The following is a 14,020-nucleotide window of genomic DNA, read 5'->3' as shown; positions in this document are numbered from 1 at the left end:
CAGTTGACTGTTGCCTCATTGACCATATCCCATCAAGTTGATGTTCACATATACAACAGGAAAACGACGATTGAATCACGAGAGTGATGATGTTTGACAGTGACCATTTTTCATGTGTGTTCCTTAGAACATAACTGCTGAGGTGTCTCTGAAAAATGAAGATCGTGACGACCCAGATTGTAACTTGAATTAAAATGCTTGAGTAAGGTTAATGGTTTGAGGAGAAGATCCCATTGCGTGGGTCTTCTCCTTTTTAAATTTTCAAAAAAAAGAGTTTCTCTTTCTGTAAAAGTATACTATCCTTGTGAATATACTCTAAATTCAGCTGGACGGTGTAAAATGTATGATACAATCGCAATTTTATTGTTAAATTTACTTTTCTTATGTTTTTTTCTTTTATTTATTCCTTTGATTACTGATGCAGAAATAAGTAGAAAAACGAATATCAATATGAATGTCATTTATATTATTTGTGCAGCACTAGCCATTATAAGTTGTATTAGTTTTCCGATTCAGATATCAGACGGGTTTGTATTTGATTTAAGACTTGTCGCAACGATGGTAGGTAGCTTATATGGTGGAATTCCAGCGAGTATCATTTTGTTTACTGTTGGGATTACCTATCGCCTTATTTTCGGGGGGATGGGGGCTCTTTCATCCATCTTTGTTTCATTGGTTCTTATGACGATCGCAATCCTTCTTTATTCACGTTTTATTCAAAGTTCAAAACGTAGAAAGCTCACCATTATTTCAATGTTCTCTCTTTTTACAGGTTTTTTAGTTTTAACTACACTTACTTTTATTAATGGGCTAGAGTTAGATCCTATTGTGACGCTAATATACGTGAGCCTGCAAGTGATAGCTGCGATCGTTATTGTCTACCTTACTGAGTTTATGAGAGAGGCCTCTCTTTTAAGATCAAAAGTAATGAAAGCAGAAAAAATGGAGGTAGTCAGTCATCTAGCTTCTTCTATCTCGCATGAAGTAAGGAATCCACTTACGGTGGTGCGAGGATTTTTACAAATGATGATGCAAGGTGATTTAAGTAAAGAAAAAAGGGATGAATTTTTAACAATTTCCATTAGTGAAATCGATCGTGCCAATTTAATAATTCGTGATTATCTTACATTTGCTAAACCGAAGCCAGAAAACTTGGAAAAATTTGATGTATCGGAAGAATTGTCTCACTTAAAAGATTTAATTAGTCCTCTCGCGAATATGAATTCAATTACGATAGAAACGAAACTTGAGTCCTTTATTATAGAAGGTGAAAGACAACTATTTCAACAATGTTTATTAAACATCGTAAAAAACTGTATAGAGGCAATGCCAGACAGTGGAGTTTTGTCGATAGAAGTTAGAAATATGGAGAGCAAAGTCAGTATTAAAATTTCAGATACAGGAATAGGCATGTCAGAAGAACAAATTGCTCGTATAGGAGAACCTTATTTCACAACGAAAGGGAGAAATGGGACAGGTTTGGGTATGCTTTCAGCTATTCGGATTATTGAGATGATGAAAGGAACGATGAGAATTTCAAGTGAATTACATAAGGGGACAACTTTTATCATTTCTTTTCCCAATACAGCATAAAGCACGATATTGAAAAGGAGATGACCACGTAAATGGCCATCTCCTTTTACTTTTACCTACAAGTTCTCAAACACTCTGCGGCCGTAACGATTATTGTCTCCCACAGACACCCCTCATTTCATTTATGTTCTAGGAACACTCTTGAAATTTCTGGACACTGTACAATGCAATCACCTCAATAAGAGATATCGTTAGTTTCTCAAGTATTACGACTAGTCCTATCTGCGGTCGAATCGATTATGCTCTTTCACAGACACCCCTCATTTCATTTATGTTCTAGGAACACGCATTGAAAATCTGGACACTGCGCAATGCAACCACCTCATTAAGAGTTGATAAAAAATCGTCAACACCGATAACTATCTCAATAATACTATCTGCGGCCGTAACGATTATTGTGTTTCACAGACACCCCTCATTTCATTTATGTTCTAGGAACACTCTTGAAATTTCTGGACACTGTTCAATGCAACCACCTCATTAAGAGTTGATTCAAAAATCGTTATCATTGTACTTGAATAACATGTCGGTTGAGAAAGCAATTTAATTGCTCCTCGGTTAATATGATGTCCGCTTATATCGAATTTATTCTGCTGTATTTAATTTTTTTCAAAAACATTAAAACGATATATAAAAGTATGTTTTTATTCAATATGGACAACCTTTACTTGAAGATTTGCATTTGAAAAGGAGGAGATTGGAAATGACAAATCCATCAGGTTTTAATGATATTAAACAGGTCGAAATGTCTGTATTATCAGCTGAACATATGGTTGGTCAAGCAACTAGGAGCATGGATGAAGAGCAATTGGAGGCAGCGACGAATGCATTGCAAGATGCAAAATCACAGCTGTATAAAGCGATGTCCCATCAAACGGGTGTTGATGAGGCATTTTTTGAAATGTCTCAAGAATTACTTGATAAAGCCGATCATCAATTAAAAGAAGCGAAAAAATAAGAAAGGGGACGATTCATAATCTGAATCGTCCCTTTCTTAAAGTGATTAAACGTGTTTTTCGGGGTGATCTAATTGAGAAAACCTAGGATTTGAAAAATCAAGGTACCCAGTATCTTCATCATACTGGATGGTCATGCCATCCAAATACCAAAAGTCATCTTCTGTTACAAAAAAAGTAATACCTTGTTTTTGAATCTTAAATGAAGTATCAGTAGGTAAATCTTTCATAATTCCAACAGAAAAACCACCTGAACCAACACCTCCTACTCGTACATACAATCTTATAGTATCTCCATCATAAAGAGGTATCTCTTTTTTATATAAAAGTGCTGCTGAATCTGTTATGGTTAACTGCAATTTTCAAACCTCCTATCTTTCAAAACATTACCACATGAATCAACATTTTTCCAGAAGCGCATAAAAGGAAGAAGGAAAAATAGATTCGCATGACGAAATAATAATTTGGACTTTTTATTACATAGAAAAGGTGGATGCTTATTATGACTGACAACATTCAAAATCTAGAAACAGAATTTAGACAATACATTAAGAAAATTGAAGATTACGGACAAGCTCTTGCAGTGTTAGCATGGGATTCACGTACAGGCGCTCCTAAAAAAGGCGTTCAGCAAAGATCTGAAGTAATTGGAACTTTGTCATCTGAAGTATTTGCTCTATCAACTTCGGAGCAAATGGGCACTTATTTAACCGAACTTCGCAAAGGCGATGTATATAGTCAATTATCGACCATTACACAAAAGTCTGTAGACGAATGCCATAAATCCTATGAGCGAAATGTAAAGATTCCAAAAGAAGAGTATAAAGAATATGTCATGCTTCAATCACAATCTGAATCATTATGGGAAGAAGCTAAGGATAAGGCAGACTTTGAACTGTTCAGACCTAATTTAGAAAAGTTAGTTGAGTTTAAAAAGCGTTTTGTTGGCTATTGGGGATACGAAAAGCATCCTTATAACACTTTGCTTGATGATTATGAACCTGGTGTTTTTGTTGAAACGATTGATAAGGTATTCAGCGAATTACGAGATCAATTGATTCCACTTGTTAAAGGTGTAATGGAATCGCCACACCAACCTAAAACGGATTTTCTGTTTCAAAAGTTTCCACGTGCGAATCAAGAAGCGCTAAGTTTAGAAATTCTCAAAAAGATTGGCTATGACTTTGAGGCAGGTCGTTTAGATGAAACGGTTCATCCGTTTGCAATCGGAATAAACCCTAATGATGTACGCGTAACGACGAAGTATAAAGAAGACGACTTCCGAGTTGCGTTATTCGGCACGATTCATGAAGGGGGGCACGCTCTATATGAACAAAATATTTCACAAGATTTAATTGGTACTCCATTGGCTGATGGAACGTCTATGGGGATTCACGAGTCACAATCTCTTTTTTGGGAGAAATTTGTTGGTCAAAATTACGGATTCTGGGAGAACAATTATAATCTATTGAAAAAGCATTCGTCTGGTCAATTTGATGATGTTTCGCTTGAGGATTTTTACTTTGCTGTAAACGAAGCCAAGCAATCGCTAATTCGGATTGAAAGCGATGAATTAACGTATTGCTTACACATCATCTTGCGGTATGAATTAGAAAAAGCCTTGATGGAAGATAAGATCACAGTAGCAGAACTTCCACAAGCATGGAACGACAAAATGGAAGAATATTTAGGCATACGTCCATCAAATGATGGAGAGGGCGTTCTACAAGATGTACATTGGTCATTTGGTGCCTTTGGATACTTCCCGTCGTATGCATTAGGTTATATTTACTCCGCACAAATTAAAGAAGCGATGGTAAAAGATTTACCTCACTTCGATGAATTAGTGAGAACAGGAGAATTTTCTCCCATTCGTGAATGGTTAACGGAGAAAGTACACCAACATGGTAAAGTGAAACAACCAGCCGAAATCATTAAAAATATTACAGGTGGAGGAATTGATTCGAAACCATTAGTGACCTATTTAACAGAAAAATACCGTCGTCTATATAAATTTTAAGAAGAACATTTTAATCGTTTAAGCACACCTCAATTGGTGTGCTTATTTTTAATTTGGATGTATATCGATGGAGGTTTTAGTTAAAACTAGTGTCACTATGTCAGTTGGAGGAAAAAAATGCGTATTGTTGAAATGAACCCCAGAGACAATTGTACAGTTACAGCTCTTGAAAATGATGTGCAAAGTTACTTCCATGATGAAGTACGTAGGCTAAGTTATTCATTAGCAGGTAGAAATTATGGTTTTGTCTGTTATGAAAAAGGAATTCAAATAAAGAATAATGAAGTAAAAGCATTATATGGGCCTGCAATCATATGTGATGAACAATTTGAAGGTTTAAGTGAAAGTGAAGCAAAACTCATTCAGAGATATGTAAATGATTATCAATTTGATTTGAACAATTTAAAGATCCATTAAATTGGATTTGGGAGATCATTCTTTGATCTTCTTTTTCATTTAATAAGATATTTCGTGCAACAAGTTGTTTTTTTGTAATAGGATATTGTTACTTGAGAGGTGCAGAAGACGATCTTGCTATTAGAAAGTAGTCGTCTAGCTCAGATCGCCTTGAACAGAACATCTCTTTTTTCTTATCCCATAGCGTTTTTCCAAAAAAAAAAAACGAAACGTTTTGTTGAATTTCATCGTTTTATGGGTAACTAAGTAAGAAGAAGGTGAAGATTATGTTACTCGCTTTAAAAATCAGTAATATGCTATCGTGTTTACTTCCTCATCGATCTACGAAACCAACTTATATTAATGGGTTACCTGTTTCTGAGCCTGATCTTGTTGGGGAAGTCTTAAGCGTGGAGGAGCACGGGTTGTTTATAGATGGAAAAGTGTATCTTGATATTCGAGATGCGACAATCATGGATGAACAAAATATTCGTCTTGAAGTGAAAGACATAGATGAAGGAGATACGGTACGAATATGGATCTCAGAAAGTGAGTTATTTGGAATGACTCCTGCCCTTGGAACAGCTATGTTTGTACAAAGAGAAAATAAATAATTAGATGCGAAGAGTTTTCAGTGCTGTTAATTTTGTCATTTTTCGCTACGGTGACACTGATTGTTTCTATAGAGGTGGAGGAGAAGCACTAACTCTACAGAATGAAGAAGGTGAAGCAGTTACCCCATGATTGGGGTGAGTGGTTCATCTTCTTTTTTTATTGTTAAAGTGTTGAAAATAGGCTTTTCATCTTTTTATAACAGTTGGAGGGAAGATTAATGCAGTTATTAAATGTTTTGTGGGCTTATATCCTTGTTTTTTTGTTAGCGGATACCCCTTTCTTCGAAGCTTTGGCAATCGTACCAATTGCCATTGTTGGGGGCTTAAATCCACTATTAGTTCTAATCATAGCTTTAGTTGGGAATTTACTTACGGTTTATCTAGTTATTGTATTTATTAATAAGATCAAAAGTTGGAGAGAACGGAAAAAAGAGAAGAAAAAGAAAGTAAACGTACAAAAAGGGCACAACTTATTTGGAAAAAATATGGATTTCCTGATCTTGCTATCATTGGTCCGTTTTTTGTTGGAAGTCATTTAACCGCTATGATGAGTATTAGTCTAGGAGGTTCTAAAAAAGGTGTTGCTTACTGGATGACAGGAAGTCTAGTGGCGTGGTCTGTCCTTTTAGCTGTACTTGCTCAGCCTGTTGTTGTCCACCCATATCCTCGATGACGTTAGTTAAAAGGGGAATTTAAAGAGTTGACCCTTGATTTAGTGACGCCTCCTCTTTCGCTTTTCATTTGTTTTTGAGGTCCGCTTTAATAGAAAGGGCAAATAGAGTAAAACAAACATGAAAAGGGCGATAAATTCTAGGGAGAGTATATACCATGGATAAGGTCCTAATAGATCAAGCATACTTGGGTTATTTGGTTTTCGAGAAAGGAACATATAGTTGGCACCAGTTATTTTATTGGTCCAAAAAGCAATAAAAGCGATACCGTTTAACACAAGCATGGATTTAAAAATAGAACTGAATGTAACGGAGAACTTTTCTACCCAAACCATATATAAAATACTTAGGATAATTGCAATATGAGCAATAAAAAAATGCAGGAATCGAAAATGTGGGAATGTATAAAAAAGATCAGGTGTAATGAGTGCTTGAAGGGCTCCTGCCATTCCAAAAAAATAGACGACTTCAAATACAAAAAAATTTTTTGTTATGAGCATAAAAAGACAAAGATATAGACTAATCGTACAAAGCTGTAAAGGAAGATTATAACGGAGGTCCCATTGGTTAACAGAAACACTCCAGATGATTAAACTTATTTCCGTTAGGACTAATATGGATATTAAGATAACTCGTGAATATTTGTTAATAAATGTATGATTTCTAAATCGATATAAAAGAATGATAAGGGTTAGAGAAAACAGGAAAGAGTAGATATGAGCAGGTGACAAAAATAGAGCTTGTTCAATGAACGTACCGATTTCAAAGATAGGCAACATCATGGCACCTCCTTACCTATTAATATTCTATTCCCTTATCTATTCACCTTTAGGTGCTTTTTTCGCAGGGCGGTCCAAATGTCGAAACCTCGATCGTTTGTACTTCCGATAATGATTTTGGATTTCTTTTTCGGAGAGTGTATTTTCCTCTAATTCTATTCGGTCTATAAACTTAATAAATAAAGCAGCTGTATTGAGGGCATCATCAATTCCTCTATGGGCTAATCCAGTTAATTCAATCCCTGCAATGGTTAGTGCATTCTTTAAACCTAATTGGCCATTTACATTTTCGGTTAATAATTTACCAATTGGAGTTTGAATATCATTATAATTTTTTAACCAATCAAGATCTAGTTTTTGTTGAACAGATTGATTAATGAAATGAGCTCGATCATCTTTGCCCCATGAACATAGGAAATAGTTTCCTTTTCCAAGCCATTCACGAAAGAGACTGATTCCAGTTTCAAAGGGCACCGCATTCTTTACGTCTTCTTCCTTCATCTTAATAAATTTTCTTGTGCTTTTGGAGATATGTCCTCTTTTGGGAGTGATATAAATTTGGATTTGGTCAATGATTGTCTGTGATTCTAAATCGACCTTGCAGGCACCAATTTCAACGATTTCACTAGGTTGACCTTTGCGGAATCGTTTAATGAGTTCTAAGTCAAAAATAACGGCTACCATGTAGATCATCCTTTCTTTAAACATATTAATACTTTTCTCTAATAAGAGACTTCGCATACCATTTAAACTTGAAAACCCTCAATGATCATTTTTCATTTAACAGCAGGTAGAGGAATCTAATGAAAATCTTACCATAATCTATGTATAGGATGGAGGGAAGTTGGTTAATATTCACAAAATCCTAAAGGGACATATCCACTTGATTAAAGAAACTTCTGGAGAAGAAAAATTAAAGACAATCTTTTTCTAAGGCATAAGGTTCATTCAGGTTGAATTATTTCACGTACTGTATTGTGAACATTAGGTTTAGACAAAAAAGGCTACATCTCAAATGTAACCCCTTCAGCATGGTAACCGTTTTTTATAAAGTCATAAACTCTTAAGACGGATTCGTCCTTACGTTTAGATTCAAACATTATATCTGCTTCTCTATTGCCAATCAATTGGATAAATTCAACAAAGTCTTCATTTAAAATATAATCATGATGAGCCGTATCTGTTACTGAATTTTTTCCTGAACTAATATGCATTTTAGGTCGATTTACGGACTCCCATGACTCAAACACTATATCGAGGGCGTCTTTTAATGGCAGTTCATCAGTCGGATTACAGCGATTATGGTGAAAATCAAAGATGATGGGAATGCCTGTTTTTTTATAAATATCAATCACATCTTTTATGTGAAAGATTTTGTCATCGTTTTCTAACCGCAATTTTGCTTTAATGTCATTTGATAAAGTCTTATACGTCTCTACGAACCTAGTTTTAGCCTCTTCTTTATTCCCATAGGCACCACCAACATGAATAATTATATCTCTTCCATTGACCAGATTTAAAATCTTCGCGTGATACTCCAAATCTAAAATCGCTTTTCGTACAATCTCTGGTTTAGGAGAGTTAAGAATACTATATTGACCTGGATGCATGGTAAGCCTTATGTTATAGTCAATAGCTATTTTTTTAATTTGATTCGTTAGGTTAAGCACATTCTCATCAAGATCCCAATTCCAATCCATGATCTCGTGAGTGGCAAAAGGAACTAAATCGCTACTTAATCGGTAGAAAAAAATTCCTTGATCAATGTTCCAACGGATATTTTTCAATACTTCATTGAAATTATGTAAGGTAAGTTCTTTCACTTTTTCTATCCCTTCATTCTCGATGGTCTTCAAGCGGCAAGTTCTGAACTTTGAAGGAAGGGAAAGGTTAATACATGCGTATCCCAGTTTCATATTTATCTTCCTCACTTTCTTACTAATGCTATTATACCCAGGAGTGGAAAAGTAATGAGATCAAATAAACGTCCAGAGAACGTCTTTATTAAGTTGAATGATTTCCTCTACAATAGAAAGGGTTCTAAGTGAATTAATGATTAAGCTGATACCCTTTTTTTAACTAGGTAAAACTTTGTAATCTAAGAATAAAAAGGAGTCCAGAAAACTGAACTGGACTCCTTTTAGTAAATGGCTACACATACTATGAAGAATAGGGCGCCATTTACCATTTCAATCATTCCTATCTTTATCGGTTTCATCTGCTTTTTGCGCGAAGTGATCCAATCCTTTAAAGTTCCTGGAAGAAAAGCTAAAATGAGATACGGTATACCTATCATCCAAGGCAAAGCGATCAAAAAAAAGTGATACAGATGTGATTGTTTCTTAAAGCGTACATTTTTACGTTCACGTATTAGTGATTTAACATAAAAGGCACTTCCCGTAAAATAAAAACCACTCAATCCTAGTGTAATAAATGCCTCAATGGTCCATTGTCCTTCTCCAATGACATGAGCAGCTAATCCACCTAGCGAAAAAACAAGAATACCACTAATATTGTTCGAAAAGCTTCGTTCATTTTTGGTTTTAATAAAATAAATATTAACGATTAAAAGAGGAAAAGTGCATAAACCAATCCATAAAAGAGTCGGATAAAGCCAAATGACCGGAATTAAAAAAGCAATGGAAATCACTGAATAAATGATCAGCCAAGGAACCATAATGTCCTTCGTCTTTCTGTTACGAATGATTGATAAAAGTGGTGTAGCAGCTAGAAATAGAGAAAACCAACCTATTAAAAATGGAAGATGAATGAAACTTGGCGAAGAAAGAAACACCCCAAGTAAGTAAGGTAAGAAAAACATCATCCATGTACCGTGTTCTTTAGGTAAAACCATCATATTTGCCTCCTTTTTATAGTATGAATATAAACGATTTTCTTTTTGAAAACTGTTAAGAACATCACAGTCATAGATGAAATGGATGTTATTCTAGAAGAAAGAGGCTAGTAAAGCGTTAGAATATAAACAAGAAGAGTGCAAGAAAATCAGGTATAGTTCGATAAGCAAGAAGGAAAAAGAGTATGTAAAAAGAAGTAGAAGATATAAAGCGTTTTTTAAATAGGAAGGATGAATGTGATGGAGAATTTTAGAGCGTTTGTTTTAGATCTCGTTGATGAGAAGACGAAGATGTCAGTAAAACAAATTTCGTTAACGGATTTACCAGCAGGGGAGGTTACCATTCGTGTTGCTTATTCAAGTGTGAATTTCAAAGACGGTATGGCAACGATCCCCAACCGAATCATTCAAACATACCCACTCATCCCAGGGATTGATTTAGCTGGTACCATTATAGAATCGAAAGATCAGCGTTTTTCAGAAGGAGATGAGGTCATTGTCACTAGTTATGAATTAGGGGTAACACATCATGGTGGATTTAGTGAGCTAGCAAGAGTCCCAGCCGATTGGGTCGTTCCTTTGCCAGAAGGATTAACGTTAAAAGAATCTATGATCTTAGGGACTGCTGGGTTAACAGCAGGGTTATCGGTACAAAAGTTAGAAGATAATGGGTTAACCCCAGATCAGGGACCTGTATTGGTTACTGGTGCTACAGGCGGCGTAGGGAGCATTGCCGTTGATATATTAGCGAAGTTAGGATATGAGGTTATAGCTAGCACTGGTAAAGAGGAAGAACATACATATCTGAAGAAGTTAGGGGCAAAAGAAGTGATCAGTCGAGATCAAGTTGTAGCAACAGATATGAAAGTGTTAAGAAAGCAACTTTACGGAGCAGCTGTTGACCCTGTAGGAGGGAAAACCCTTGAATTTATCTTACCTTCGATCCGGTATGGCGGTTCGGTTGCCAACAGTGGATTAACAGGTGGAACAAAAGTAGAGACGACTGTATTCCCATTTATCCTAAGAGGAATCAATTGGCTCGGGATTGATTCCGTTTATTGTCAAATGCCGACGAGGGAAAAAGTATGGAAACGTTTGGCAACAGATTTAAAGCCCGTACATCTAAATGCAGAAATAGTGAATGAAGTGTCATTAGAGGATTTACCAAAAGTTTTAAGTACGATTTTAGAGGGAAAGGTCCGTGGAAGAACCATTGTGAAGCTTTAGTAAAATATTCATGAATTCGTCTCATATTTGTTGTTCTCTAAGGTTAATTTAAATCTGTACTACAAACCCAACCTTAGGAGGAACTACTATGTACCAAAACCAAAACTCACAAATGCATTCAATGACATCAATGAACACTTCATCCATGGCAGGTCAATTAAATCAGATGCTTCAACAAATGTCACAGATGGAACAACAACACGCTTCTCAATTAAAGCAAATTACTAGCCAATTGCAACAAATGGCTCAGCATGAAGGGATGGCCGGTCAACAAATCCAACAACTTCAGCATATGTGTAACCAGCTAATTCAAGAAAATCAACGCCTATCACAATCTCATTCCATGCAACCGATGACTGGATCTACTCAAACACATATGCAACCAATGTCACAAAATCCTATGCACATGAATCAAATGCATCAAAGTCCAAATCAGTTTCAATAATACTCAATAACGCCTATCTATATATTAGACGGGCTAGGGAGAAAGAAGAGGTGGTCTGACCATCTCTTCTTTGTTAATCTTAATAGGCCATAGTTGTATCATGATAAAATTTAAATTCTAGAAGGTTATTTGCGGGATCAACTAAAAAGAAAAGCAGATGTTCTTCTTGTTTTCCCTTAAACCGAGTTGTTAAGTCCTGAAAAAATGGAAGTCCATTACTCTTAACTTCTTCAAATAATTGATTAAATTCTTGTTTGTCTGTTAGGGTAATACCGAAATGACGAGGGTACATTTTAGGAGATAAATCAATGTTCTCAGGACTAAGGTGACAGACTACTTGGTCACCAAAGAAATTAAAAGTTACTCGGTCATCATACCTTCTTGCAAGCTTACACCCCAACTTTTCATAGAAAACAACCGTTTCATCTAAATCCTTACAAGGAATGGCAAGATGGAATATTTTATTTGTGTCTCTCATATTAGAGCCTCCTAGTTATATAAGTTAAATGTGTCTGAGCGTAAGCCTAACCGAAGTGTTTCTAGTGCGATGGTGTCGTAGAAAGAAATATTAGCTAAATTCACATTAGCTCCAAGCTTTTGAATAAAAAATGTCTGCATTTTCTTATTAGGTGCTTCGAAAATAACATCTTTGATAGAAATCTCTGATGAGAGGATGCTATCAATTAATAGATAGCGCATTTCTCCATCGCTTTGACAGATTCCACTTGTTCCACTCTCTCTCGCTTCGGTAATCACTTTTGATGAGCCTGCCTTAAGGTCTTCTTGAATAAATTCGATCCATTCTGACGCGCAACATTTATCTGATTTTTCAGGATTCTTACTACCTACTTCACTAAAAACGGTAAATTCAGAACTGAATTCAGAAATGAAGGCTGCTTTTTCACGGTTGCTGATATCAATTGTTCCGTTGGAAATCTCGATATACTGACAATCATATTGCTTGCAATAGTTATAGAATTCATCTATTTTATTCTGACTTAAGAATTTCTCAAATAGGGTTCCGCCAAAAAAATAATGTATAGAGTTTTCTTTGAGATAATTGATTTTTTCTTGAAGTTGTTTAGTAATAACGGAAGTCCCCCAACCAAACTTGACAAAATCGATTAGATCAGAAGAGCTAGTGATTATATCTCTAAATGAGTGTAAAGATATCCCATTATCTATTAATATCGTCAGGCCTTCGGATCGGGGCTTTGCATTTCTAACGGGCAAGTCTAATCCACAAGCAAATAATCTGTTCATATGTTAATCCTCTCAATCACGGGTATTTGGTTTGATTGGTTTACTTTCATCACAAAATTCGATTCTCGCTCAAGAGAACATAAGGAAATATCCTCACAATTGAAATCAATATTGTTTGGATCAAAGAATTTATGTGCGACATGGGAGTTTTTGATTCTTTGTTCCACTTCAAAAGGAGTCAAGTTGTTTTTCTCTAATATGAGGCCTTTCATATATTCAGCGCAAGCTAAATCATCATCCCCCGATGGATGAGAAGCAACAATATTTATCTTTAAATTTTCTAATGAGGCATTATAGATTTTCTTTACATAAAAAGCAGTTGTTCTCGCATTGGAATATCCTGTTACAAAAAGGTGATTTGTATTTAGACTATTTAGTGTAGCCTTTACACCATTTGTTGTTTTTTGAACTAATGTTTGATCATTCAACCTTTCTTTTGAGATTCGTTTAGGGGAGTTGTCATAATCAAAACCTTTAATTCCTATCCCGTCTTCTTCTCCAGCTAATAGGTAATGAGGGTATTCATTTTTTATAGAAAAAGCATCTTCTGTTGTTTCTACGAGTAAAATTTGTTTTGTACCATTGATAAATGCATAATGAGCTACAGTGAAAGCACGGATTACATCAATCACGATATTAATGTCTGATGACTCTAATAAATGGGTGTTCCCTTGATAAATCGTAATCATATAGCTCTCTCCTAAACCTATAATATTCAAAGTACTATATTCGCCTACTCTGTAGATGGTCACTTGTTCTAACAAAATAGGCTCTTCCTGAACATATTTGGTACATTAGAATCGTTTTTTAGCAATATATCGACTTGTTTTAAGACGAGCAACAGAACAAAGATTAGACTGTTTAGTTGCTTAAAACCATTTGTGGTGTCATCATTTTTTCGGAGATTTGGGTAGCATTAATGGCATTTCGATTGTCACATCCATATGTAAGAGCTGTCCCTGTTGAAGAAGTCCCTAATTGAATAGACAACTTGGCTCAATCTTAAAATAAAATTCTAGTAATGATTGATGTTATTGGTATAGTATGGTACAACTAATGTTGTGTAAAAATTTAATGTTTTATCACTACTAGGGGTGCTATATAGCTGAGAGAGATGAAAATCTTAACCCTTAAAACCTGATCTAGTTTGTACTAGCGTAGGGAAGAAGTGTTCGTAAATTCTATTTATCCAAACTTTTGTT

The 14,020-nt window shown here is 35.4% G+C and carries 17 protein-coding genes and 1 riboswitch; of the genes, 9 read left to right on the top strand and 8 right to left on the bottom strand.

Going from position 1 to position 14,020, the window contains the following annotated elements; genetic code table 11:
- The first annotated feature begins 339 nt into the window (after positions 1–339).
- Positions 340–1,593, top strand: coding sequence for an ATP-binding protein (locus tag PQ474_RS03650; protein ID WP_273840650.1), 1,254 nt, complete (start codon positions 340–342; stop codon positions 1,591–1,593).
- Positions 1,594–2,296: 703 nt separating this feature from the next.
- Positions 2,297–2,551, top strand: coding sequence for a DUF2564 family protein (locus PQ474_RS03645; RefSeq protein ID WP_273840648.1), 255 nt, complete (start codon positions 2,297–2,299; stop codon positions 2,549–2,551).
- 45 nt (positions 2,552–2,596) lie between these two features.
- On the opposite strand, the gene PQ474_RS03640 is transcribed toward PQ474_RS03645, so the two are convergent.
- Complete coding sequence (locus PQ474_RS03640) at positions 2,597–2,908, bottom strand: iron-sulfur cluster biosynthesis family protein (RefSeq protein WP_273840646.1); 312 nt, start codon at positions 2,906–2,908, stop codon at positions 2,597–2,599.
- Positions 2,909–3,051: 143 nt separating this feature from the next.
- Here PQ474_RS03640 and PQ474_RS03635 point away from each other — a divergent pair, with 143 nt between their 5' ends.
- The 5 genes from PQ474_RS03635 to PQ474_RS03615 all read left to right on the top strand — a co-directional run bounded on the left by PQ474_RS03635 (position 3,052) and on the right by PQ474_RS03615 (position 6,252).
- Positions 3,052–4,569: a carboxypeptidase M32 gene (locus PQ474_RS03635; protein WP_273840645.1), complete on the top strand. Its 1,518-nt coding sequence runs from the start codon at positions 3,052–3,054 to the stop codon at positions 4,567–4,569.
- A gap of 117 nt (positions 4,570–4,686) precedes the next feature.
- Positions 4,687–4,986, top strand: coding sequence for a hypothetical protein (locus PQ474_RS03630; protein WP_273840644.1), 300 nt, complete (start codon positions 4,687–4,689; stop codon positions 4,984–4,986).
- A gap of 266 nt (positions 4,987–5,252) precedes the next feature.
- On the top strand, positions 5,253–5,579 hold the full coding sequence (locus PQ474_RS03625; protein ID WP_273840643.1) for a hypothetical protein: 327 nt from the start codon (positions 5,253–5,255) through the stop codon (positions 5,577–5,579).
- A gap of 218 nt (positions 5,580–5,797) precedes the next feature.
- Positions 5,798–6,118, top strand: a complete 321-nt coding sequence (locus tag PQ474_RS03620) for a small multi-drug export protein (protein ID WP_273840641.1) — start codon at positions 5,798–5,800, stop codon at positions 6,116–6,118.
- Positions 6,119–6,123: 5 nt separating this feature from the next.
- Complete coding sequence (locus PQ474_RS03615) at positions 6,124–6,252, top strand: hypothetical protein (RefSeq protein WP_273840639.1); 129 nt, start codon at positions 6,124–6,126, stop codon at positions 6,250–6,252.
- 39 nt (positions 6,253–6,291) lie between these two features.
- Here PQ474_RS03615 and PQ474_RS03610 read toward each other — a convergent pair whose 3' ends face one another.
- The 4 genes from PQ474_RS03610 to PQ474_RS03595 form a co-directional block, all read right to left on the bottom strand.
- Positions 6,292–7,029, bottom strand: a complete 738-nt coding sequence (locus PQ474_RS03610) for a YwaF family protein (protein WP_273840637.1) — start codon at positions 7,027–7,029, stop codon at positions 6,292–6,294.
- A 39-nt stretch (positions 7,030–7,068) separates the two neighbouring features.
- Complete coding sequence (locus PQ474_RS03605) at positions 7,069–7,713, bottom strand: 3'-5' exonuclease (protein WP_273840635.1); 645 nt, start codon at positions 7,711–7,713, stop codon at positions 7,069–7,071.
- Between the two features lie 320 nt (positions 7,714–8,033).
- A complete protein-coding gene (uvsE, locus tag PQ474_RS03600) occupies positions 8,034–8,945 on the bottom strand; it encodes a UV DNA damage repair endonuclease UvsE (protein ID WP_273840633.1) in 912 nt (303 codons plus the stop codon).
- Positions 8,946–9,169: 224 nt separating this feature from the next.
- Positions 9,170–9,883: a YwiC-like family protein gene (locus PQ474_RS03595; RefSeq protein ID WP_273840631.1), complete on the bottom strand. Its 714-nt coding sequence runs from the start codon at positions 9,881–9,883 to the stop codon at positions 9,170–9,172.
- A 240-nt stretch (positions 9,884–10,123) separates the two neighbouring features.
- Here PQ474_RS03595 and PQ474_RS03590 point away from each other — a divergent pair, with 240 nt between their 5' ends.
- The gene (locus PQ474_RS03590) at positions 10,124–11,110 is read left to right on the top strand and encodes an NADPH:quinone oxidoreductase family protein (protein ID WP_273840629.1); all 987 of its coding nucleotides are present in this window, start codon (positions 10,124–10,126) and stop codon (positions 11,108–11,110) included.
- A gap of 88 nt (positions 11,111–11,198) precedes the next feature.
- Positions 11,199–11,555, top strand: a complete 357-nt coding sequence (locus PQ474_RS03585; protein WP_273840627.1) for a hypothetical protein — start codon at positions 11,199–11,201, stop codon at positions 11,553–11,555.
- 79 nt (positions 11,556–11,634) lie between these two features.
- Here the strand turns inward: PQ474_RS03585 and PQ474_RS03580 are convergent, their stop codons facing one another.
- The 3 genes from PQ474_RS03580 to PQ474_RS03570 are packed head-to-tail and all read right to left on the bottom strand — an operon-like array spanning position 11,635 to position 13,507.
- Positions 11,635–12,033: a VOC family protein gene (locus PQ474_RS03580; RefSeq protein ID WP_273840625.1), complete on the bottom strand. Its 399-nt coding sequence runs from the start codon at positions 12,031–12,033 to the stop codon at positions 11,635–11,637.
- Between the two features lie 11 nt (positions 12,034–12,044).
- Positions 12,045–12,818, bottom strand: a complete 774-nt coding sequence (locus PQ474_RS03575) for a phosphosulfolactate synthase (RefSeq protein WP_273840623.1) — start codon at positions 12,816–12,818, stop codon at positions 12,045–12,047.
- Complete coding sequence (locus tag PQ474_RS03570; RefSeq protein WP_273840917.1) at positions 12,815–13,507, bottom strand: 2-phosphosulfolactate phosphatase; 693 nt, start codon at positions 13,505–13,507, stop codon at positions 12,815–12,817. Before PQ474_RS03570 ends, PQ474_RS03575 begins: the two co-directional genes overlap by 4 nt.
- A 391-nt stretch (positions 13,508–13,898) precedes the next feature.
- Positions 13,899–13,999: riboswitch (TPP riboswitch) on the top strand.
- The last annotated feature ends 21 nt before the right edge of the window (positions 14,000–14,020 follow it).

Source organism: Halalkalibacter alkalisediminis, from assembly GCF_028610705.1.
Classification (GTDB): domain Bacteria; phylum Bacillota; class Bacilli; order Bacillales; family Bacillaceae_D; genus Halalkalibacter; species Halalkalibacter alkalisediminis.
This window is presented reverse-complemented; position numbering and strand designations above follow the sequence as displayed.